This is a genomic window from Undibacterium sp. Ji50W (genome assembly GCF_049340445.1).
Taxonomy (GTDB): Bacteria; Pseudomonadota; Gammaproteobacteria; order Burkholderiales; family Burkholderiaceae_D; genus Undibacterium.
Genome location: NZ_JBMPOX010000001.1, coordinates 1,005,934 through 1,026,492, shown reverse-complemented (window position 1 = coordinate 1,026,492; position 20,559 = coordinate 1,005,934). Strand labels below are relative to the sequence as shown.

Sequence of the window (20,559 nt, the reverse complement as noted above, 5' to 3'; positions counted from 1 at the left end):
CCACACGCTTGTTTCAAAATGCCGTCGTGCCTTTTGCTTCAACGTGTGGTTGCGTGAATCGCACCAGTCACTCATGTGGATCTAGCGAAACATCAAACCTGGATTTCGCCCAAGTAGCACAGCTACTCCAGAAGCATCTCAGTACCGCGTTGCGTCCAAGTGATGGGCAGATCTGTGGCTACCGGATTCGGTTCCTACAACAATACCAAAACAGAAACTAGTCCACGCTCCCTGATTTCTGTTCCGGCATCAAAAAAAATCTTACCCACGCCCAACCCTCACGGCTTTTTCTCTTCCCGTTTTTCTATCACTATTCTTGATGCAGTAGGCATTTCCCTGACGGTGTAGCCTTCCGGGACGCTGAACAGGTTGGCGGCTGGTTCGGTGCGTTTCAGGTTGTTGAGGCGGTAGCTCCATTCGCCGGTGCGGGGGTCGCTTTGTTTGGAATAGACGGTCATTTGCAGTTCTGGCGAATACCAGGTTTCTGAGCTGACGGTGATGGCGTTTTTATTGCCGATTTCGCCTGCGGGGATTTGGTAAGAGCGCATTTTCCCTTCGGCGCGTACGCCGTCTATGTCGCGGCTACCCAGGTCTTTGCTATTGCCTTTTGCTGTCCAGCGGGCGTCGGTGAAGGCCATGGGCAGTGGGCCCATTTTGATCAGGTCAGCAAAATTGCTGGTCAGTTGCAGCGTTTCGGCATGGGCTATTTGCAAGTCGCTGCCTGTGCTGGCACCAGCAACAACAGTCGCAGCACCAGTACCGGCGCGTATTACCCTGACCTGGACTTGTTCACGTGTGTCTTTGCTGCCTTCGGCTTTGTCGTCACCATTTTTGCGTTCGATTCTTTTGACTGTGACTTCATCACCGTTGCGCAGGGTTTCTACGTGGACGGTTTTGCCTTCCTGTTTCATTTTTTCCAGTTTTTCTTTGACGCTGGCCAGTTTGTCGTCAAGCTCTTTGCCGACGCTAATTTTGGTGGCTGTCTTTTTTTCTGGCATGAGGAGGTAACGCACGTTGTCAACCGGATCAACAATCAGGATGTGTTGTACGGTGCCTTTGCTGTCGCGGATTTCCTGGCGGGTGCGACCTGCGTTATCCCGGTAGCTGACGCTGGTGGTTTTATTGCTGATCTGGTTGCCGTCTGCCAGGGTCTGGGTTTTTTCTGTGACAATCTCTGCACTGTAAGGTGCATTCTTTACCGGCTTGATGGATTGCATGCCTTGCATGCCGGAAAAGGCTTGGCTCATGGCAGAAGATATGATGGTGTTAATGTGTTTGCCATCAGGTAAATCTGCCAGTGCGGCCAAGGGCGGCAGAGGAGTGATTGGCGTCATGGGCGTCATTGGGCTCATGGGGGCCATTGGCGGCATCGGTGCCATGGGTGCCATTGGGGTCACCTGTATTATTTCTATCCGTTGGCCGGACTGTTTTTCTTCTGCCGGTTCTGGTGCCGCATTGTCGTTGATGACGTTGGCTTGTGCCATTGCCCAGGAAGATCCGAGGAGAATAAAGAGGGGGAGTTTGCCGTTCATGGGGTGTCCTTGTTTTGTCGGGTAGCTTAAAAATCTGTTTGTTTAGTCAGTGTTTCAGTCAGTGCTGGAAAAGGGTTTTAATATTTGAGCAGGCGCATGGCCAGGGGCGTACCATCAGCATCCACCAGCATCTGGGCTTGTACCAGGTCGCCGGCCATTTCGGGGTTGACCGGCATGCCCAGGCTGGCCAGCCATGCAGCGGGTACTTCTGCTTCCAGCATGCGCGGTGTTTCATTGTTCAGGCGTTCCAGTGGCACCAGGGCGATGAAGGGTGGCAAATTAAAGGGTGGCAAATCTGCGTTGGCATAGGCAGTATTGGGTGGTGCCGGGTCTTGCATGCGGGTAGGGGCCAGCACCATCATCATGAACAGGCCCAGGCTGCCACCTACTGTCAACATGCCGCCCAGCCATAGGTGCCAGCGCCTGATGCGCGCCTGCTTTTTGTCTTTGGCTTGCTGGTTGGCAAAGGCTTTCAATAAAAGCTGTTCAGTTGCTGCTGGGGCATCCAGTTGTTGCAGTTCTTCACGCAGGATGCTGAATTGCCTGTCCAGCGCGGCGTCCATGTTGCCTGCATCATTCACGGAATTTACTGGGGATGTCATTGTTCTGTTCCTGTCATTGTTGCGTTTGCTCTTGATGCGGTTGCTGATGCTGTTGTCGTGCGCATGGCCAGTTCCGTGCGCCATCCCATTCTGTCGCTGTACTGCAAGATGGTGGCACGCGCCCTGGACAAACGAGAACGCACAGTGCCTATGTCTATGCTACAAATCACGGCGATTTCTGCATACGAAAGTTCTTGCAGCTCATACAAAATAATCACGTCACGATAATGCGGGCGCAGCACGCTCACTGCCTGTCTTACATGTTCTGTCAACTGCTGGCTGAAGATGGCGTCTGAGGTTTCTGCCGTTTCGCTCATCAATACTTCTTCCTGGTCTTCATCCCCCTGAGCTGGCAATGGCTGATGGCGGCGTTGGGCCTGGTCTTGTTTCAGCAGCAGGTTCCTGGCAACGCCAAACAAAAAATTTTGCAAATTACCCAGGCCAGCGTCATAGCGATACGACCTGGTCAGCAAGCCCATGAATACGTCCTGCACGACATCGGCGGCCAGCGCGCTTTGGCCGCAGCGCATCAGGGCATAACGATAAATCGGTCCTTGATGGCGTTGGTACAGACGCTGGAATGCCGCAGCATCGCCATCACGCATTTGCCTTAGCAAGCTGGAGTCTGTATCCCCGGTATCTGTTTTCATTCGTGTGCGGTTGTCTTCAGCTTGGATTTGGTTTTGGTGGAACAAGGTCTCTTGTATGTATTACTCTGAACCAGCTCAAAAGTTCCAACTATTTTTCTGCAGGGCTGTTAATCTGATATTTATTAAAATTGCACCCTATTGGTGATAGATGTGCCTTTATTTGGTGCGCAGTCATGCAATATGGCTTGCATAGGCTTACTTAGGCTTGGTTCAAAACTTGCTGTGTTGCTTTTAATAATGTTTGAGTAGTAAAAGTTGATATTCGGTATCTGACTACTTGTTATTTTGAAAATCAACCGAAATAATGGGAAAGCGCAGTTACTACGCAGATGACAAGAAAGAAGATATGGATCTGACACCCAGAGAAAAAGATAAATTGCTGATATTTACCGCCGCCTTGCTGGCAGAGCGGCGCAAGGCACGTGGCCTGAAACTGAATTACCCGGAAGCAGTCGCCCTGATCACCGCAGCCATCATGGAAGGCGCACGCGATGGCAGGACGGTGGCAGAACTGATGTCGGAAGGCACGCAAATACTCAGCCGTGCCGATGTCATGGAAGGGGTGCCGGAAATGATTCCTGATATCCAGGTTGAAGCAACCTTCCCGGATGGCAGCAAGCTGGTTACCGTCCATCACCCCATTCCTTAGGAGAAGACAATGATACCAGGCGAAACCCTGATAGAGGATGGGGACATTGAATTGAACGTGGGTCGCACCGTCGTCAGCATTACTGTGGCCAATAGCGGCGACAGGCCGATACAGGTTGGTTCACATTTTCATTTTTATGAAACCAACCCATCCCTGCAATTTGAACGTCAACTGGCCTACGGCATGCGCCTGAACATTGCTGCTGGCACGGCCATCCGTTTTGAACCGGGGCAGCATCGCAGTATAGAGCTGGTGGCCTTGGCTGGTGACAGAAAAGTCTATGGCTTCAGCGGCAAAGTGATGGGGGCGCTATGAAAATTTCGCGTCACGCTTATGCTGAAATGTTTGGCCCGACCACAGGTGACCGCATCCGTCTGGCAGATACCGGCCTGTTCATAGAAATTGAAAAAGACTTTGCCATTTACGGTGAAGAGGTGAAGTTTGGCGGTGGCAAGGTGATTCGTGACGGCATGGGCCAGTCACAAAGACCACATGCCGAAGTCATGGATACAGTCATCACCAATGCGGTCATTATTGATCACTGGGGCATCGTCAAGGCAGATATCGGTATTAAAAATGGTTTGATTGCTTGCATAGGCAAGGCCGGCAACCCTGACATACAGTCTGGCGTGGACATGGCCATTGGTGGCGCGACAGAAATCATTGCCGGTGAAGGCAAGATCGTGACCGCGGGCGGTATTGATTCACACATTCATTTTATTTGCCCGCAACAGATTGAAGAAGCGCTGATGAGCGGCGTCACCACCATGCTGGGCGGCGGCACAGGCCCGGCCACTGGCACGGCAGCCACCACCTGCACCCCGGGGCCCTGGCATCTGCATTCCATGTTGATGGCGGCAGATGCTTTTCCCATGAACCTGGGTTTTATGGGTAAGGGTAATGTCAGCCTGCCTTTACCGCTGGAAGAGCAGGTAAGGGCCGGTGCCATAGGCTTGAAGCTGCATGAAGACTGGGGCACGACGCCGCAAGCCATCGACAATTGCCTGACCGTGGCAGACCAGATGGATGTACAGGTTGCCATCCATAGCGATACGCTCAACGAAGGTGGCTTTTTGGAACATACCCTGGCGGCATTCAAGGACAGGACTATCCATACCTTTCACACCGAAGGTGCGGGCGGTGGCCATGCGCCGGATATTATTGCAGCGGTGGGCGAGGCGAATGTGTTGCCGTCATCCACCAATCCAACCCGGCCTTACACAGTCAATACCCTGGATGAGCATCTCGACATGCTCATGGTGTGCCACCATCTTGACCCGGCAATTGCCGAAGACATTGCCTTTGCCGAATCGCGCATACGACGCGAGACCATTGCTGCTGAAGATATCTTGCATGACATCGGTGCCATTTCGATGATGTCTTCAGATTCGCAAGCCATGGGCCGCGTCGGTGAAGTCATCATGCGTACCTGGCAAACGGCAGACAAGATGAAGCAACAGCGCGGCTCGCTGGCGGAAGACAATGCGCGTCACGACAACTTCCGCGTCAAACGTTATATCGCCAAATACACCATCAACCCGGCGCTTACCCATGGCATCGCGCATGCAGTCGGCTCGCTGGAAGTGGGCAAGATTGCCGATATCGTCTTGTGGAAGCCGGCTTTCTTTGGCGTTAAACCATCGATGATCGTCAAGGGTGGCATGATCGCCGCTGCCCAGATGGGTGACCCGAATGCATCGATACCAACGCCACAACCCGTGCATTACCGCATGATGTTTGGTGCCTTTGGTGGCGGGCTGAAAAAGTCTTTCACCTTTGTATCGCAGGCGGGGCTGGATGCCGGTCTGGCCGAACAACTGAAGCTGAACAAGACCCTGATCGCCGTCAAGAATACACGTCAGATTCGCAAAAAAGACATGATACACAATAGCCTGACGCCGACCATGGAAGTGAATCCGGAAACCTATGAAGTCCGTGCGAATGGTGAATTGCTGGTATGTGAACCGGCAAAAATCCTGCCCATGGCCCAACGCTATTTTTTATTTTAAAAGATGCTGACATTACAAACAAAAATCGAGACTACCGACAGCATAGCCGGGCAACTGGTCTTGCCGTATGAACTGCGTGAAAAAAGCCGCTTGCGCGCCACCCTGGCCAGTGGTGAAGATGTGGCGGTGTTTACCGTGCGCGGCACGGTCATGCGCCATGGTGACCTGATGCTGGGTAACGATGGCCGCGTGATAGAAGTCATTGCCGCTGCGGAACCGACGTATAAAGTGGAATGTGATACTGCCTTTAATTTATTGCGCTGCGCCTTCCATCTGGGTAACCGGCATACCCAGGCCCAGGTCGGCGATGGTTTTTTGCGCATACGCAAAGACCCGGTGCTGAAGGAAATGTTGCAGGGGCTGGGTGCAATCGTCACCGAAGAGCAGGCCAGTTTCGAGCCGGAATCAGGTGCTTATGGTGGTGGCCATCATCATGCAGGCGACGATGGGCATCCGCATAATCCGCTGGCACCGATACCTTTACGGCAGCGCATACATCGTCCTTCTGACAGCAAGGCTTAAGCATGCAGTCTGCAGCCTTACTCCACCTGTTGCAACTGGCCAGCCCGTCTTTGCCCATCGGTGCCTATAGCTATTCGCAAGGGATGGAAGCGGCGATAGAAAAAGGCCTGGTGCGTAATGAAGCCACAGCCAGGGAATGGATTATCAATTGCCTGCATGAAGTGGTAGCCCGTTTTGAAGCGCCAATATTGTGGCGTTTGTTGCAGGCTTTTGGTGAAAGAGATCTGGCCGCCGTGTCACACTGGACCAGCTTGTTCATCGCCGCCAGGGATACTGCAGAATTTCGGGCAGAGAGCATACAAATGGGTTATTCGCTGGGCAAACTGGTGCATGACCTGAAGATTGCAGATGCTGAATTGCTGGCGATTTTGCTGGCGCAACATGAATTGCCTTTGCCCACGGCCCTGGCTGCTGCTGCCATTGCCTTGCAGGTGCCACCAGAATCGGTCTTGCTGGGCATGCTGTTCTCATGGGCAGAAAATCAGGTGCTGGTCGGGGTGAAATCCATCCCCCTGGGACAGGTGGCCGGGCAGCGTTTATTGCTGTCGCTGCGCCCTGAGCTGGAAAAAGCCGCAAGGCTGGCGCAAGAACTGGAAGACGATCAATTATCGAACTGGGCACCCGGACTGTCTTTGCTGTCCATGCAGCATGAGGTGCAATACAGCCGGCTATACCGATCATAAAAATTAAAACAGGAAACAAATAAATGAACACCCAAAATCTAAGCTCTTCAGAACCGAATCCTTTGCGCGTAGGCATAGGTGGCCCGGTCGGCTCCGGTAAAACCGCATTGTGCGAAATGCTCTGCAAAAGTATGCGTGACCAGTATGAAATGGCGGTCATCACCAATGACATCTATACCAAGGAAGACATGGAAATCCTGCTGCGTGCTGATGCCTTGCCCGCCGAACGTCTGATGGGTGTGGAAACCGGTGGTTGCCCGCATACCGCCATACGTGAAGATGCATCGATCAATTTGGAAGCGATAGCCCGCATGAGTGCGGATTTTCCGGATCTGGATTTGATACTGGTGGAATCAGGTGGCGACAACCTGGCGGCCACCTTCAGTCCGGAATTGTCTGATCTGACTATCTACGTCATCGACGTGGCTGGTGGCGAAAAAATCCCGCGCAAGGGCGGGCCTGGTATCACCCGTTCTGATTTGCTGATCATCAATAAAACCGACCTGGCACCGCATGTAGGTGCCAATCTGGACATCATGGCGCAAGACGCCAAACGCATGCGTGGTGAACGCCCCTTTGTATTTACCAATCTGCGTACGGGTGACGGGCTGGAAGCAGTAGTCAGCTTCATTCGCAAGCAAGGCATGCTGGACGAAGTCAAAAACTAATTTTTAATCTGGAATCGGGAGAAACGCATGAAACCAAGCAAATCGCAATCCCTGGGCGCGGTCATCGCACTGAGCCTTGCCATGACCACATTGCCAGCGTCGGCGCATGACAGTGTGCTGCATACCATGAATGCGCTGCAGGATGGTTTTCTCCATCCATTTACCGGATTCGATCATTTGCTGGCCATGCTGGCGATAGGTATCTGGGCGGCGCAGCAAAAGCATGCACAGGCCTGGCTGATACCGGCCAACTTTCCCGTGGTGATGGTCGTTGGTGGCGCGCTGGCCCTGGCGGGCATCGCATTGCCGGGCGTAGAGCACGGTATTGCCGCTTCTGTCGTGGTGCTTGGCTTGTTGATCAGCTTTGCGGTTAAATTGCCGGTTGGTGCAGGTATGGCCATGGTATCCGTGTTTGCAGTGGCGCACGGCTACGCACATGGCCAGGAAATGCCGGCAAATGCATCTGCATTGCTATATGGCAGCGGCTTTGTAGGGGCGACTATGTTGATCCATGCCATCGGCTGGATGGCGGGCAAGACAGCGCAGCAATGGATGGTCAGCCAGTTTCCACGCATTGCCGGTGCAGGCATCGCCATGGCTGGGGTGTTCTTTTTCGTGTCTGCAAGCTGAACCAAGTTCAATCTTTATTCTGGCTATAGGGCAAGGGTGGCAATGTCATTCTTGCCTGATTCGTAATTTGTAACACTCTGCGAGCCTGCGGTCGCCGCCCCATGGCGACTATGCCGATTTCGTCTTTCAAAACACATACAAACATCAAGACTGCTGCCCCCGGCAGGCTTACACTTTCTCACGTTCAAGCCTGACAGCTGCGCAATTGCTTTAATTCGCTACCACTCGCTTCCAATCGCTTCATTTTAAGCTTCGTTTTTGCTGTGATCGATTTCTTCGGCAAGTTGTCAGCGCAGGGTTTCTTTGACTGATTTTCAAAATTAACCGGTCTTCGCCGGAGAAAGCAAGGCAAATACCATGTGGCAAGGTGTCATTCCTGCAGTAACGACAAAGTTCAATCCCGACGACAGTCTCGATTTCAAAGAGATGGAACGTTGTTTCCACTATCTGATGGATGCCGGTTGCGATGGCCTGATTGCCTGTGGCTCTTTGGGTGAAGGCCCGTTGCTGTCGCATGCAGAGCGCATCGATGTACTGAAGCTGACCAAGCAAGTTACAGGCAACAAGCCGGCAATTATGACCGTGGCTGAAGCCGCGACACGCGATGCCTGTGCCCTGGCAGAAAAAGCCGCCAAAGCGGGTGCCGATGGTTTGATGGTGGTGCCAAGTACCATTTACCATACCAATCATTGTGAGACCGTCGCCACACTGCGCAGCATTGCCGCGGCGGGTGATTTGCCCATCATGATTTATTCCAATCGCCTGGCCTATCGCGTCGATGTCACCACCGACATACTGGAAGAACTGGCTGACGATGCGCGCTTTGTGGCCGTCAAGGAATCGTCGGACGACATTCGCCGCACCACAGAAATCATCAACCGCCTGGGCAACCGTTATGACTTGTTCACTGGCGTGGACAATCTGGCGTTTGAAGCATTGACTGCCGGTGCCAAAGGCTGGGTAGCCGGGTTGGTGGTGGCTTTTCCGCATGAAACGGTGGCAATTTATCGCCTTATACAGGCTGGCCGGTATGCCGAGGCACTGGATATCTACCGCTGGTTCCGTCCTTTGCTGGATCTGGATGTTTCCACCTATCTGGTGCAGAACATCAAACTGGTGGAAGCCCTGGTGATCGATTCCAACGACAGGGTACGTGCACCGCGTCTGCCACTGGATGGTGCCTTGCGTGCGCGTGTGGAACAGATCGCCAACGCCGCCCTGGCAAGCCGCCCGGTGCTGCCTGTATTTAACTGACAGGCTGGGTCAGGATGGGGGCAGTGATGAGCATCAAGCCAAGGGCGCTGGTGGTAGGGGCAGGCATAGTCGGCAGTGCCTGCGCGCTCAAATTACAGCAAGACGGTTTTCAGGTAGGCTTGATTGACGCAGCCACGCCCGGTTGTGGTGTGACGGCGGCGGGCATGGGGCATTTGGTGGCACTGGATGAAAGCAGCCAGGAACTTGATCTGTGCCTCTTGTCTTTGCGCTTATGGCGCGAATTTTTTGCCGAATTTCCTGGCGTTGGCGAACCCAGCCCCTGTGGCACCCTGTGGGTGGCCGAGGACGAAGCGCAACTGGCAGAAGCACAGCACAGGGCCGCTACCTTGAATGCGCACGACTGGCAGGCAGATGCCCTGACCGGTGCGCAGGTACAAAAACTGGAACCAGCCTTGCGCCCTGGCTTGGCTGGTGGCGTCCGGGTGGTGGGTGACAGCGTGGTTTATCCGCCGCAGATTGCCCATTTCATGGCGCAACAATTGCGCAAGCAGGGTGGGCAGCTATTGCTGGGGCAGCAGGTCAGCAGCGTTCATGCAGCCAGCCTGAAGCTGCAAGACGGTAGCCGGCTGTCAGCAGATGTCATTGTCATCGCCGCTGGTCTGGATGTGGCAAGGCTCTTGCCAGAGATCGCCATATTTGGTCGCAAGGGGCATCTTGCCATCACCGATCGTTATCCCGGACGTTTATCCCACCAGATTGTCAGCATGAACTATGGCCAGGCGGCAGTCACGGCAGATGCTCTGGCGGTCGCTGCCAACATACAGCCACGCCCGACCGGCCAGTGGTTGCTGGGTTCTTGCCGCCAGGATAGACAGACGGATACCAGCATAGACCCGCGTGCCCTGGGTGCGGTGCTGCAGACCGCCATGCAATTATTACCCTGTCTGGCAGATATGCAGATTATCCGTGCCTGGGCAGGCATGCGCCCGGCTTCTCCCGATGGACAGCCTGTGATAGGGCCACACCCGCTTTTGCCCGGTATCTGGGTCGCAGCAGGGCATGAAGGACTGGGTGTCACGACAGCATTGGCTACGGCACAGATACTGGCAGACCAGATTGCCGGACGTCCTGCCAGGATTGATGACACTGCCTATCGGCCCTCACGTTTTTTTCCCGAACAGGGTGTCAACTATGCCTGAGCAAACTGCCGTACAGGCACACATATGGATCAACGGCCAGCCCGTTGAAAGCCGCAGTGACATGACCGTGGCGGCGGCATTAATGCAATACCAGCATCAGCAAACCCATGTATCGGTATCTGGCCAGCCACGCTTTGCCGTGTGTGGCATGGGCGTTTGCCAGGAATGCCGGGTCAGCATCAATGGCCAGCCACATCGCCTGGCCTGCCAGGAATATTGCTGCTCAGGCATGGTCATCAATACAGAATATGGCGGTCAATGATGATCGCTACGATCTTGCCTTTTTCTACTGACGTGCTGATTGTAGGTGCCGGGCCGGCCGGGCTGGCCGCAGCACTGGCCGCCACGGCGCAGGCAGGCATGGTGACCGTCATCGATGAAAATCCGGCACCTGGTGGCCAGATCTGGCGTGGTGGATCAGGGCAGTGGCGCGATAGCCGCGCCCAGGCACTGTGGGACACACTCAGCCAGCGCGCCAACCTGCGCATGGTGTACGGCGCGCGTATCGTGGCCAGGGCCAGCGAGCAGGAATTTTTGCTGGAAACCGTCGATGGCGCACAAAAAATACGCTGGCAAAAACTCATACTCTGTACTGGCGCGCGCGAGCTGTTGCTGCCTTTTCCTGGCTGGACACTGCCCGGTGTTACCGGGGCAGGCGGACTGCAAGCCCTGATCAAAGGTGGTATGCCGGTAAACGGCAAGCGTGTGGTGATCGCTGGCAGTGGCCCCCTGTTATTGGCAGTGGCTGACACCGCCAGGCGGGCAGGGGCCAAGGTGATTGCCATTGCAGAGCATCGCAGCACCGCTGAATTGATGCGTTTCCTGCTGACTTTGCTACGTCAGCATCGTGGCAAGTTCCTGCAAGCTGTGAAATTGTTCTGGCATCTGAAACAAATCGCTTACCGGCATGACGCCAGGGTCATCAAGGCCAATGGCGAACATCAGTTAAGCAGCGTCAGCTTGCAACATGGCAGCAAGATACTGGACCTGCCCTGTGATTTTCTGGCTTGCGGCTTTGGGTTGTTACCCAACCTTGAGCTTGGTAGCTTGCTGGCTTGCGAATTCAAAGACGGCAGTATTCAGGTAGATGCACAGCAGGCCAGCAGCCAGCCTGCAATCTGGGCCGCAGGTGAAGCCTGTGGCATAGGCGGTGTCGATAAAGCTTTGGCGGAAGGGCATATTGCTGGCCTGGCAGCCACGGGGCAGGCCATTAACGCCGAAGCGCTGGCCATGCGCGACCAGGCGCGGGTATTTGCCGCTCTGCTCAACAGCAGCTTTGCCACGGATGAAAAATGGCGCCATCTATGCCAGCCAGACACACTGGTTTGCCGTTGCGAAGATGTCAGCGCCCAGCAACTGGCCTTGCATGGCGACTGGCGCAGCGCCAAGCTGATGACCAGGGCTGGCATGGGTGCCTGCCAGGGGCGCATCTGTGGTGCCGCCTGTCAATTCTTGTTTGGATGGCAAGCCCCTGACATGCGGCAGCCGGTTTTCCCGGTCAGGGTATCCACACTGGCAGCAATGGGAACAATCGGCGCTGGCGATAAGTAAGGCTGACTATTTAATGGCAGGCAACTGCCCCCCAAAGAAAGCAGGCTTTAAGCCGGCTTTCTTCTTTTCTTCACGACAGATTCCCCGTCAAATTGACTGCTTGACCCGTGATTTATGCATTCTGTCGCAAGCGCATGGCAGATGAGGATGGTGGTGTCTAAGATAACTACATCGATCTACATCTCAGGCTTTGAAAAGCCCAACAACACTCACGAGAGGCACATCATGACTTCCAACAAACGCACCGCACTGATCCTGTTTTCCCTTATGTTGCTGGCTTTCATCAGCATAGCTTCCTTCAGTGACGTGAACATGCATGTCAATGGCCATGAGATGGGTGTGGTTGGTGGCTTTTTCGGCTTCGTCCTTGCCTGCGGCATAGGTGCACTTGCCTTGTTGTTTGCCCTGGGCCTGACGGGGGTGGTGCTGGCAGGGGTAGGCATTTTATTGTTCTTCATCTTTGCCGTCGTCCTTGGCTCTATCGCCCTGGCGCTCTTGCCACTGTTGTTTCCTATCTTGCTGATTGTTGGCCTGGTGGCACTGTTTTCAAAACGTAATCCTGCATAAGCATCTTATTTGCCAGCCCATTTGCCGGAAAGTCTTCCGGCAAATGGGCTTCAGTAGCTGGAGGTTTTAAATGCAAAGCCTGCACACCATCTATCCGGTCAGTCAATTACGGCTGCTGTTCTCGCCATTGTTGATATCTATAGTGCTGCTCCTGTCAGCCTGTTCGTCCGGCCCCACAATACCACCAGCACAAATCCAACTGGCTGCAGATGAGGGGGAAGTTACCATCCTCTGGAGTGCCATACCGCGTCCACCGCCTTTGCCTCCACTTGAGCATGCCGCCATGCTTGTGCCTGTGCATTTTGCGGGGGCTGAGGGTAAGGTGTTTTACATGCAGTTTGATCTCGGACATCCATCCACCATTGTGTATTCGAATAAATGGAAGTCGATTGCAGAGAAATACCGTATTCCGTATTCAGCCGACAAGATTGCCAGTCTCAATTTTACTTTGGGCAACATGCAAGTCAATGCCAGGAATGTTGGCATCATGCCGCGTGAAGGTGCTGGCGTTAACTGGGGTGATGACAGCATAGAACTGCTTGGAACCATAGGAGCAGACCTGATTGATGGCAGGGTAGTGGCGCTGGATTTCAAGAAAAACCTGATCCAGTTGGCCCGCAAGCGCGATGCGCTGGTCGGTGCCGGTACGCAATTTGTGCCTTTCAGTTTCAGCGGTCGCAGGATTCTTATGCCTGTGCATTTTGACGGTGCGGATAAAACCGTCATGTATGACAGTGGTTCCAGTGCCTTTGCCTGGTTAAGTAATGAAAAAACCTTTCAACGGCTGGCAAGGAAAGATGCTGTTCCTATCAGTTATCCTATACGTTCCTGGGACAAAATATTGACTGCCCATACGGTCGCCAGCGACGCCACGGTAAAAATAGCGGGGTTGACCCTGCCCATCAGGGAAATCAGCTATATCCAGGATATGGGCTTGCTGCAAGAGCTTGCCATCAGTAGTCTGGGGGTGGGTGGCATGGTTGGGAACAAGCTGTTTCTGGGCAAAAAACTGATTATTGATACCCGCAAGCTGGAAATCGGTATTGAGGATTAGGACGTGCTTGTGGTTTTGGTGCGCAAGATAAATTGCACGCATTGTGCAGCCAGTTCCTCTATGCCGATGCCGTCGATGCCGCTGCCACGGCGATACCATTGAGCGGTCCAGTTCAGGGTGCCAAACATCAGCAATTTGTCCAGTGGTGTCGGCATGGCCCAGTCGCCCGACGCATGCAGCGCGACGATGGTTTGTTCCCACACGGCTTCGTACCTGTCCTTGAGGTCAATGATACCGGCACGGGCAGGTTTATCCAGCGAACGCCATTCATACAGCAAGACAGCAATAAAATCATGATCCGGTGCCAGCAGGGTATTCAGGTGCACTTCTACCAGACGCTGAAAAGCCAGGCGTGGCGGTAAATCGGCCAGACTCAGTTGTTCAATTTCCTGCAATGATCTTTGCATGCCCTGTTCCATCACTGCAAGCAGAATATCCTGCAAATCAGGGATGATGTCTAATGGCTGGCGAAGATGGTAACCTTAAAGCAGGCTTGCGGCAATTCAAGCTTGAAAGCCCGCTAACTATAAGCTAACGATAAACGATGGAGACACCATGCAAACCAAGCCTGGCTGGATGACACCAGAACTGGACAGCTTTCGTGACGCCGTGCGTCGTTTTGTCGATGCCGAAGTCATCCCGCATCAGGATCGCTGGAAAAAACAGCAGCACGTGGACCGCGATGTCTGGAACAAGGCGGGCACCATGGGCATATTGCTGGCAGACATACCCGAAGAATATGGCGGATCAGGCGGCAGCTTTGCGCATCAGGTCATCGTGTTTGAAGAGCTGACCTATGCCGGTGACATGGCCCTGGGCATTCATGTGCATGCCATCGTCGCCCACTATATTTTGAATCAGGGCACGGAAGAACAAAAACACTATTACCTGCCCAGGCTGGCCAGTGGTGAAATGGTGGCTGCCATTGCCATGTCAGAACCAGGTGCCGGTTCTGATCTGAAAGGCATACGCACCAGTGCCCTGCGCCAGGACGATAGCTATGTCATCAGTGGGTCCAAGACGTTTATTTCCAATGGTTACCTGGCTGACCTGGTCGTGGTCGTCAGCAAGACCGACCTGGATGCCGGTGCCAAGGGGATTTCGCTGATACTGGTCGAAACCAAAGATTGCCCGGGTTACCGCGTTGGTCGCATATTGGAAAAAATAGGGCAAAAAGGCCAGGACACTTGCGAGCTGTTCTTTGACGATGTACGTGTGCCGCTTGATCGCGTGCTGGGTGGTGTGGAAGGCAAGGGCTTCAGTCAGTTGATGACAGAATTGCCGTATGAACGCACGATACTGGGTGTGGCCGGTGTTGCCGCCATAGAGCGGGCACTGCGCCTGACCATAGCGCATACGCGCGAACGCAAGGCCTTTGGGCAAGCCTTGATCGAGATGCAGAACACCCGTTTTGTGCTGGCAGAAATCAAGACCGAAGCAACCATCGCCCGCACCTTCATTGACCGTTGCATCGTCGATATGATGGAAGGACGCATGGATACCGAACTGGCTTCCATGGCCAAATACTGGATATCTGACCTGCAATGCAAGGTCATCGACCAATGCCTGCAATTGTTTGGCGGCTATGGTTATATGATGGAATATCCCATAGCGCAAATGTATGTGGATGCAAGGGTTCAGCGTATCTATGGTGGCGCGAATGAAATCATGAAAGAAATTATTGCGCGCAATCTGTAAATAGTCAGGCAAAAGTCAGACAATAATCAGACAGGGCAAAACGACAGATGAAGGATGAAATATGGCTGGGCCTTTAGCAGGAATACGCGTCATTGAAATGGTGGGTCTGGGCCCTTGTCCGTTTGCTGCGATGATGCTGGCCGACATGGGGGCGGAAGTGATACGCATAGACCGCAAACTGGCGGCGGGCAGCAATAATCCTTTCCCCATGCTGGGCAGCAAATACGATGTCATGGCGCGTGGCCGGCGTTCGCTGGCGCTGGATTTGAAACAGGAAGAAGCAAGGACACTGGTGCTGGAACTGCTGGGGCAGGCCGATATTTTACTGGAAGGTTTTCGGCCTGGCGTCATGGAAAGGCTGGGGCTGGGGCCGGAACCATGCATGCAAGCCAATCCCCGCCTGGTATATGGGCGCATCACCGGCTGGGGGCAGGATGGGCCATTGGCACAAGCGGCAGGGCATGATCTGAACTACATCGCACTCAGCGGCATGCTGCATGCCATGGGCAGGGCAGATACACCGCCCGCACCGCCGCTTAATCTGGTGGGGGATTTTGGTGGCGGTGCCATGATGCTGGCATTCGGGGTGGTCTGCGCCGCGCTGGAGGCACGCAATTCCGGTAAGGGGCAGGTTGTTGATGCTGCCATGGTCGATGGTTCTGCCTTGCTGGGTGCCATGATTTACGGTTTTCGTGCCTTCGGTGCCTGGAGTGACCAGCGTGGCGCGAATATGCTCGATGGCGGTGCCCATTTTTATGATACCTATGCCTGTGCCGACGGCAAATACATTTCCATCGCTTCGATAGAACCACAGTTTTATGCCCTGTTGTTGCAAGTCGCTGGTATCGCAGACCCTGCCTTTGAAGTGCAAATGGATGCCAGCAAGTGGCCAGAATTAAAAGTGAAATGTGCGGCCCTGTTCAAAACCAGAACCAGGCAGCAATGGTGCGCATTGATGGAGGGGACGGATATCTGTTTTGCCCCGGTACTGGATATGGCAGAGGCACCTGCACATCCACATAATCAGGCCAGGGCTAATTTTGTGGATGTGGACGGGGTGACCCAGCCCGCACCCGCACCAGCCCAGAGCTGGGCTTGCCACCCGCATCAGCAGGGCAACATAGCGCAGCTATTTTGCGTGACTGGGGTATTGCCGAAGACCGGATAAGCAGTTTGACAGAGCGCAAGCTGATTTAGCGTGCTGCCTGCAATCACTGTTGGGCAATAACCCCGGCTGCCGCCTCGAATTCAAACTGATGCATGAAATGCCTGAGCTGCACCATGCTGTCAGTACTCAGTTGGCTGGCAATGGCGTTCTGGTGTTCATCAAACAGGGTTTGTGCATCGCCATCGGATGCCAGCAATAAATGATATAAATCAGAGAGCAATTGTTTCGCCTCAAGTTCGCTGACTGCCGCTTCCGCCGGTCTGGGTAGCCTGTCCGGCAGTTGCGCTGTCAGTTCATCGAGGACAGCATTCAGTGATTGCTGCAGTCGTTCTTGCAAAGCAAAAATTGCTTCCCGGTCTTTTACATCGGACAGGGCAAGTTCCATCTCGGCCGCGATTTTTTGCAATTCCACTGCGCCTATGCTGCCCGCCAGTCCTTTCAGGGTATGGCTTAATCTTTCTGCGTTTTTATCATCGTTGGCGTGCAGCAGGCGTTGCATTTCGGGCAGGGTGTCTGACTGGCTTTGTTGAAAACGGTGCAGCATGTTCAGGTAAAAATCCTGACGTCCGCCCATGTAATGCAGCCCCTGGCGGGTATCAAGTTGCGTAAAGTGCGGCAAGATGATGTCTGATTCTTCCTGTGGTGCTGCCAAGGCGATGTTGATCTGCTCGGTCTGTTCGGGGTCACCTGTGATCCAGTGTGACACTATTCTGAACAATGCTTCTGGCTGCACCGGTTTGGTCAGGTAATCCTGCATGCCTTCGCGCATGCAGCGTTCACGAATATCGCCAACTGCGTGCGCTGTCAGGGCAATGATGGGGGTGTCGTCAAATTGGGCTTCTTTGCGTATCAGGGCGGCGGCTTCATGGCCATCCATGATAGGCATCTGCAAATCCATGAAAATCATGGCGTAATAACCGGGGGCAGAGGCCAGCGCCAGGCGGACTGCTTCCTTGCCATTTTCGGCAACATCGGCATTGATACCAACCATGCTCAAGAGTTCCAGCGCAATTTGCTGGTTGACCGGATTATCTTCTGCCAGCAAGACACGACGACCGGCATGGTTCTGTGAGGGCTGTGAAGGCCGGTGTTTTTCGTGCTGGGCAGATGAGTTGCCTGGCAGATGCTGTCTGTTGACAGGATGGGCATCGGCGTCGAAAGCCAGTTCAAAGGCAAAGGTCGATCCCTGGTTTTCAACGCTGTGGACGCTAATTTCCCCACCCATCAATTCCACCAGACGACGTGATATGGACAGGCCCAGGCCAGTACCACCATATTTGCGGGTGGTCGATCCATCGGCCTGGGTAAACGGCTGGAACAGATTCTGTTGCTGTTCTGTCGACATGCCTATGCCGGTATCGCTGACGGAAAATCGCAGCAATGACGTATTGGGGGCGTGTGCAGGTTTTGGCAAACTGTGCACATGTATATTGATGCTGCCACCTGCCGGGGTAAATTTGACTGCATTATTCACCAGATTGATTAATACCTGGCCCAGACGCAAAGGATCACCACGCAGGCTGGCCGGTACGCTGGCATCGACATGAACCAGGTAGTCGACCTGTTTTTCAGCTGCCTTCTGGCTGGTTACCGTGGAGATACCGGTCAATACTTCTTCTATGGAAAACGGGATGCATTCAACATCCAGCATGCCCGCTTCTATTTTTGAAAAATCCAGGATGTCATTGATGATGCCAAGCAGCGATTCGCCGGCATGATGGATCTTGCTTACGTAATCGTATTGCTTGGGCGTCAGCCTGGTCTGCAAGGCCAGGTGAGCCAGGCCGATGACAGCATTCATGGGGGTGCGGATTTCATGGCTCATGTTGGCCAGGAATTCACTCTTCAAACGTGTGGCATCTTCGGCCTTTTTGCGTGCCTGTCTTTCAGTAATGCTGGCAGCTTCCAGTTGCTGTTGGGTCAACCGCAATTCACGATAGGCATTGGCATTATCGAGCGCAATCGCACCATACGCACACAGGGTGCGGAACACCAGACACTCTCGTTCGCCATAGGCATGCTCGCGCGGTGTCTGTATCGTCATCACCCCCAGAATGCGTTCATTGATACTCAGCGGAGCAAATAGCAGGCTGAGTGTCTGCAAGGTATTCCGCACGGCGGCGAAATCATTGTCGGCCTGCAGCTCCAGCCTGATTTCGCGTTTTTCATTGACACAGCGGGCGCTAAAGGCGCGCTCATCGTTGACGGCAACTTCGTGATAGGGATGCGGCAAATTTTCTTCTATACCAAAGGCCTGGGTCAGGGTCTTGCCATCGTCGGATAACAGGTAAATGATGAAAGTGGTGGCATCCAGCAAATCTTTCAGGTGATGATGTATCGCTTCAAAGACTGCTTCCGGCTCCAGATTGGAGGTGATTTTTTGGCCGATCTTGCCCAGCCGCTCAAGGGTGGCACCTGCTTCTTGCAAGGTGGCGGCGCGCCGCGCTTCTGATGCGGCAATCAGTCTGTGTTGTTCGGCTTCGGCACGTATCAGTTCGGTTTCATGCCGGACCTGTGCCATGGCCGTGCGGTTGTTGGCCTGTTTTTTACTTTCACGCTGTTCTGCTGCGACAGCCATTTTTGCATATGCCAATGCCTTGCCGGTGTCGCCGATATCTGACCAGGCATTGCTTAATGCCATCAGCAATTCTGTGCTGGCTTGCCAACCCTCGGTCAGTTTGCCAGTCTGCAGTGACTCTTCCAGGTAATAGATGGTGGCATTTGGCGCATCCATGTTGTCTGGCAGGCTGACTACATGGCGTGCATGGATTTCTGCCAGTGTCTGGTTCAGCGTTACGCCCAGGGCGGTGAACTGGTGCAGGTGGATCAGGGTTCGTGCTTCTTCTATCGCATCCAGGGCATCACTGGCCTGGCCAGCAATGGACAGGGCGCGTGCATAACGTATTAATGCCTGTGGCAAGTCGTCCATGGAATGGGCGGCACGAAACAGGCTGATGGCTGCACTGAATGCCAGCACGGCTTTTTCGGTTTCTCCCTGCAATAACAGGCACTCGGCCAGTTCCGCATTGACGATGGCTTTATTGATGCCCCCCGGCGCATGCGAGAAGCCATTGAGTGCCTCTTCCAGTGTCTTTTGGCTGCGTTCCAGTTGTCCCAATTGGCGCAACAGGCTACCCAGATGGGACATGGCATAGCCGACCAGGGCTGGCCATTCGGTTTCATGGGCGCGTTCTGCCGCCCAATCAAAGACACCGGCAGCACCTTCAAGATCACCCACGGCCTGCATCGATTCACCAGAATTGCCAGCAGAAATAATCGCCAGCCGTATCAAGCCGGCCTGACGGGCCAGTTCGCTGGCTTGCAGATAATAGACCGACGCCCGGGCCGGTTCACGCCGGCCCTGGATGACACCCTGTGCCGCTGCCAGATGGGCGGCCACTGCCGGGTGGGATGCCTGCTGGTGTTGCTTGTCAAAAGCGGCATGCCTGACAGCGGCTGCCATCGGGTCATAAAATGCCAGTTCATAGATAGCCCAGGATTCTGCAATGGAGAGCCTGAGCTGGTCATTGGCCCGCGTGTACCAGGTAATGGCATTATTGCAGGCCCGTGCTTCACGCCCGGCATCTCCTTGCTCCAGTGCCAGTGCGGCGTCGGTCAGGCACGCATCACCCAGGCCAGTTGTGTCGTTGAGATCGGTGAAAACAGCTATGCTGTCGGCCAGCAAATGTTCGGCGGCAGCCAGGTTGCCATACAGGGCGGCAATTTCTGACCTGACCAGGCAAAGGCGGGCATGAAATTGCCTGCGCAGGGTTTCTGGCGCATCCAGCTCAGCCAGTTCTGTCAATACCAGGGCGGCAAGTTCAGAGGCACGTCGGCTATCCCTTTGCCGCAAATGCCAGGCCAGACTTAACTGTGTCATGAATTTTTCCAGACCATGTGCGGAAGTCAGCCTGGCAGCAAGCTGTGTTACTTCGTCCTCTAGCGCAAATAGATTCATGGTCATGGACAGGATGCAATTGCTCAAATCATACCTGATGCCAGTCGATTTGACGGCTAATGGCATGCTGCTTTGTTGTAATTCAAGATATTGCCGGGGAATACTGCATGGTGACAGCTTGTCATAGGGAACTTTTTGCCTGAGGATGCATCTGAAACGATCTGGCTGATATGCTTTGGATATATTATTGCCTGTCATTATTGG

19 protein-coding genes and 1 pseudogene are annotated in these 20,559 nt (G+C 54.1%); 15 read left to right on the top strand and 5 right to left on the bottom strand.

The window, feature by feature from the left end; genetic code table 11:
- Positions 1-278: 278 nt before the first annotated feature.
- The 3 genes from ACO0K9_RS04360 to ACO0K9_RS04350 all read right to left on the bottom strand — a co-directional run bounded on the left by ACO0K9_RS04360 (position 279) and on the right by ACO0K9_RS04350 (position 2,784).
- Positions 279-1,532, bottom strand: a complete 1,254-nt coding sequence (locus ACO0K9_RS04360; protein ID WP_422982120.1) for a hypothetical protein — start codon at positions 1,530-1,532, stop codon at positions 279-281.
- Between the two features lie 77 nt (positions 1,533-1,609).
- Positions 1,610-2,134: a hypothetical protein gene (locus tag ACO0K9_RS04355; RefSeq protein WP_422982119.1), complete on the bottom strand. Its 525-nt coding sequence runs from the start codon at positions 2,132-2,134 to the stop codon at positions 1,610-1,612.
- A complete protein-coding gene (locus ACO0K9_RS04350) occupies positions 2,131-2,784 on the bottom strand; it encodes an RNA polymerase sigma factor (RefSeq protein WP_422982118.1) in 654 nt (217 codons plus the stop codon). The genes ACO0K9_RS04355 and ACO0K9_RS04350 overlap by 4 nt, the downstream gene beginning before the upstream one ends.
- A 346-nt stretch (positions 2,785-3,130) precedes the next feature.
- On the opposite strand from ACO0K9_RS04350, the gene ACO0K9_RS04345 reads away from it, so the two are divergent.
- The 13 genes from ACO0K9_RS04345 to ACO0K9_RS04285 all read left to right on the top strand — a co-directional run bounded on the left by ACO0K9_RS04345 (position 3,131) and on the right by ACO0K9_RS04285 (position 13,531).
- Positions 3,131-3,433, top strand: a complete 303-nt coding sequence (locus tag ACO0K9_RS04345) for an urease subunit gamma (RefSeq protein ID WP_110253278.1) — start codon at positions 3,131-3,133, stop codon at positions 3,431-3,433.
- 9 nt (positions 3,434-3,442) lie between these two features.
- Positions 3,443-3,748 carry an urease subunit beta gene (locus ACO0K9_RS04340; RefSeq protein ID WP_422982117.1) on the top strand — a complete coding sequence of 102 codons (306 nt, stop codon included), beginning with the start codon at positions 3,443-3,445 and terminating at the stop codon, positions 3,746-3,748.
- Positions 3,745-5,442 (top strand): urease subunit alpha, encoded by a 1,698-nt coding sequence (gene ureC, locus ACO0K9_RS04335; RefSeq protein WP_422982116.1) that lies wholly within the window; start codon positions 3,745-3,747, stop codon positions 5,440-5,442. The genes ACO0K9_RS04340 and ureC overlap by 4 nt, the downstream gene beginning before the upstream one ends.
- A gap of 3 nt (positions 5,443-5,445) precedes the next feature.
- Entirely contained in the window at positions 5,446-5,964 is a 519-nt protein-coding gene (gene ureE, locus ACO0K9_RS04330) for an urease accessory protein UreE (protein WP_422982115.1), read from the top strand.
- Between the two features lie 2 nt (positions 5,965-5,966).
- Positions 5,967-6,647: an urease accessory protein UreF gene (locus ACO0K9_RS04325; protein ID WP_422982114.1), complete on the top strand. Its 681-nt coding sequence runs from the start codon at positions 5,967-5,969 to the stop codon at positions 6,645-6,647.
- A 23-nt stretch (positions 6,648-6,670) separates the two neighbouring features.
- Positions 6,671-7,315, top strand: coding sequence for an urease accessory protein UreG (gene ureG / locus ACO0K9_RS04320; RefSeq protein WP_422982112.1), 645 nt, complete (start codon positions 6,671-6,673; stop codon positions 7,313-7,315).
- Positions 7,316-7,342: 27 nt separating this feature from the next.
- Complete coding sequence (locus ACO0K9_RS04315) at positions 7,343-7,945, top strand: HupE/UreJ family protein (RefSeq protein ID WP_422982110.1); 603 nt, start codon at positions 7,343-7,345, stop codon at positions 7,943-7,945.
- A 357-nt stretch (positions 7,946-8,302) separates the two neighbouring features.
- Positions 8,303-9,199, top strand: coding sequence for a dihydrodipicolinate synthase family protein (locus ACO0K9_RS04310; protein ID WP_422982108.1), 897 nt, complete (start codon positions 8,303-8,305; stop codon positions 9,197-9,199).
- Positions 9,200-9,225: 26 nt separating this feature from the next.
- Positions 9,226-10,359, top strand: a complete 1,134-nt coding sequence (locus tag ACO0K9_RS04305; protein WP_422982106.1) for an NAD(P)/FAD-dependent oxidoreductase — start codon at positions 9,226-9,228, stop codon at positions 10,357-10,359.
- Entirely contained in the window at positions 10,352-10,621 is a 270-nt protein-coding gene (locus ACO0K9_RS04300; RefSeq protein WP_422982104.1) for a 2Fe-2S iron-sulfur cluster-binding protein, read from the top strand. Before ACO0K9_RS04305 ends, ACO0K9_RS04300 begins: the two co-directional genes overlap by 8 nt.
- On the top strand, positions 10,621-11,910 hold the full coding sequence (locus ACO0K9_RS04295; RefSeq protein WP_422982102.1) for an FAD-dependent oxidoreductase: 1,290 nt from the start codon (positions 10,621-10,623) through the stop codon (positions 11,908-11,910). The genes ACO0K9_RS04300 and ACO0K9_RS04295 overlap by 1 nt, the downstream gene beginning before the upstream one ends.
- Positions 11,911-12,135: 225 nt before the next feature.
- Positions 12,136-12,477: a hypothetical protein gene (locus ACO0K9_RS04290; protein ID WP_422982100.1), complete on the top strand. Its 342-nt coding sequence runs from the start codon at positions 12,136-12,138 to the stop codon at positions 12,475-12,477.
- Between the two features lie 70 nt (positions 12,478-12,547).
- A complete protein-coding gene (locus ACO0K9_RS04285; RefSeq protein WP_422982098.1) occupies positions 12,548-13,531 on the top strand; it encodes a hypothetical protein in 984 nt (327 codons plus the stop codon).
- Here the strand turns inward: ACO0K9_RS04285 and ACO0K9_RS04280 are convergent.
- Positions 13,528-13,938 (bottom strand): hypothetical protein, encoded by a 411-nt coding sequence (locus ACO0K9_RS04280; RefSeq protein ID WP_422982096.1) that lies wholly within the window; start codon positions 13,936-13,938, stop codon positions 13,528-13,530. The two genes, ACO0K9_RS04285 and ACO0K9_RS04280, sit on opposite strands and share 4 nt — an antisense overlap.
- 148 nt (positions 13,939-14,086) lie before the next feature.
- On the opposite strand from ACO0K9_RS04280, the gene ACO0K9_RS04275 reads away from it, so the two are divergent.
- Together ACO0K9_RS04275 and ACO0K9_RS04270 are read left to right on the top strand one after the other, a co-directional pair.
- Positions 14,087-15,229, top strand: coding sequence for an acyl-CoA dehydrogenase family protein (locus tag ACO0K9_RS04275; protein ID WP_422982094.1), 1,143 nt, complete (start codon positions 14,087-14,089; stop codon positions 15,227-15,229).
- Between the two features lie 61 nt (positions 15,230-15,290).
- Positions 15,291-16,426 (top strand): annotated as a pseudogene (locus ACO0K9_RS04270) (CaiB/BaiF CoA transferase family protein).
- A gap of 14 nt (positions 16,427-16,440) precedes the next feature.
- Here the strand turns inward: ACO0K9_RS04270 and ACO0K9_RS04265 are convergent.
- A complete protein-coding gene (locus ACO0K9_RS04265) occupies positions 16,441-20,421 on the bottom strand; it encodes an ATP-binding protein (RefSeq protein WP_422982092.1) in 3,981 nt (1,326 codons plus the stop codon).
- Positions 20,422-20,559: the final 138 nt, after the last annotated feature.

Coding starts and splice junctions, on each gene's coding strand:
- ureG (WP_422982112.1), top strand. CDS start 6,671: ATGAACACCCAAAATCTAAGCTCTTCAGAACCGAATCCTTTGCGCGTA.
- ACO0K9_RS04315 (WP_422982110.1), top strand. CDS start 7,343: ATGAAACCAAGCAAATCGCAATCCCTGGGCGCGGTCATCGCACTGAGC.
- ACO0K9_RS04350 (WP_422982118.1), bottom strand. CDS start 2,784: ATGAAAACAGATACCGGGGATACAGACTCCAGCTTGCTAAGGCAAATG.
- ACO0K9_RS04360 (WP_422982120.1), bottom strand. CDS start 1,532: ATGAACGGCAAACTCCCCCTCTTTATTCTCCTCGGATCTTCCTGGGCA.
- ACO0K9_RS04355 (WP_422982119.1), bottom strand. CDS start 2,134: ATGACATCCCCAGTAAATTCCGTGAATGATGCAGGCAACATGGACGCC.
- ACO0K9_RS04290 (WP_422982100.1), top strand. CDS start 12,136: ATGACTTCCAACAAACGCACCGCACTGATCCTGTTTTCCCTTATGTTG.
- ACO0K9_RS04310 (WP_422982108.1), top strand. CDS start 8,303: ATGTGGCAAGGTGTCATTCCTGCAGTAACGACAAAGTTCAATCCCGAC.
- ACO0K9_RS04265 (WP_422982092.1), bottom strand. CDS start 20,421: ATGCCATTAGCCGTCAAATCGACTGGCATCAGGTATGATTTGAGCAAT.
- ACO0K9_RS04280 (WP_422982096.1), bottom strand. CDS start 13,938: ATGCAAAGATCATTGCAGGAAATTGAACAACTGAGTCTGGCCGATTTA.
- ureC (WP_422982116.1), top strand. CDS start 3,745: ATGAAAATTTCGCGTCACGCTTATGCTGAAATGTTTGGCCCGACCACA.
- ACO0K9_RS04340 (WP_422982117.1), top strand. CDS start 3,443: ATGATACCAGGCGAAACCCTGATAGAGGATGGGGACATTGAATTGAAC.
- ACO0K9_RS04285 (WP_422982098.1), top strand. CDS start 12,548: ATGCAAAGCCTGCACACCATCTATCCGGTCAGTCAATTACGGCTGCTG.
- ACO0K9_RS04325 (WP_422982114.1), top strand. CDS start 5,967: ATGCAGTCTGCAGCCTTACTCCACCTGTTGCAACTGGCCAGCCCGTCT.
- ACO0K9_RS04275 (WP_422982094.1), top strand. CDS start 14,087: ATGCAAACCAAGCCTGGCTGGATGACACCAGAACTGGACAGCTTTCGT.
- ACO0K9_RS04305 (WP_422982106.1), top strand. CDS start 9,226: ATGAGCATCAAGCCAAGGGCGCTGGTGGTAGGGGCAGGCATAGTCGGC.
- ACO0K9_RS04295 (WP_422982102.1), top strand. CDS start 10,621: ATGATCGCTACGATCTTGCCTTTTTCTACTGACGTGCTGATTGTAGGT.
- ACO0K9_RS04345 (WP_110253278.1), top strand. CDS start 3,131: ATGGATCTGACACCCAGAGAAAAAGATAAATTGCTGATATTTACCGCC.
- ureE (WP_422982115.1), top strand. CDS start 5,446: ATGCTGACATTACAAACAAAAATCGAGACTACCGACAGCATAGCCGGG.
- ACO0K9_RS04300 (WP_422982104.1), top strand. CDS start 10,352: ATGCCTGAGCAAACTGCCGTACAGGCACACATATGGATCAACGGCCAG.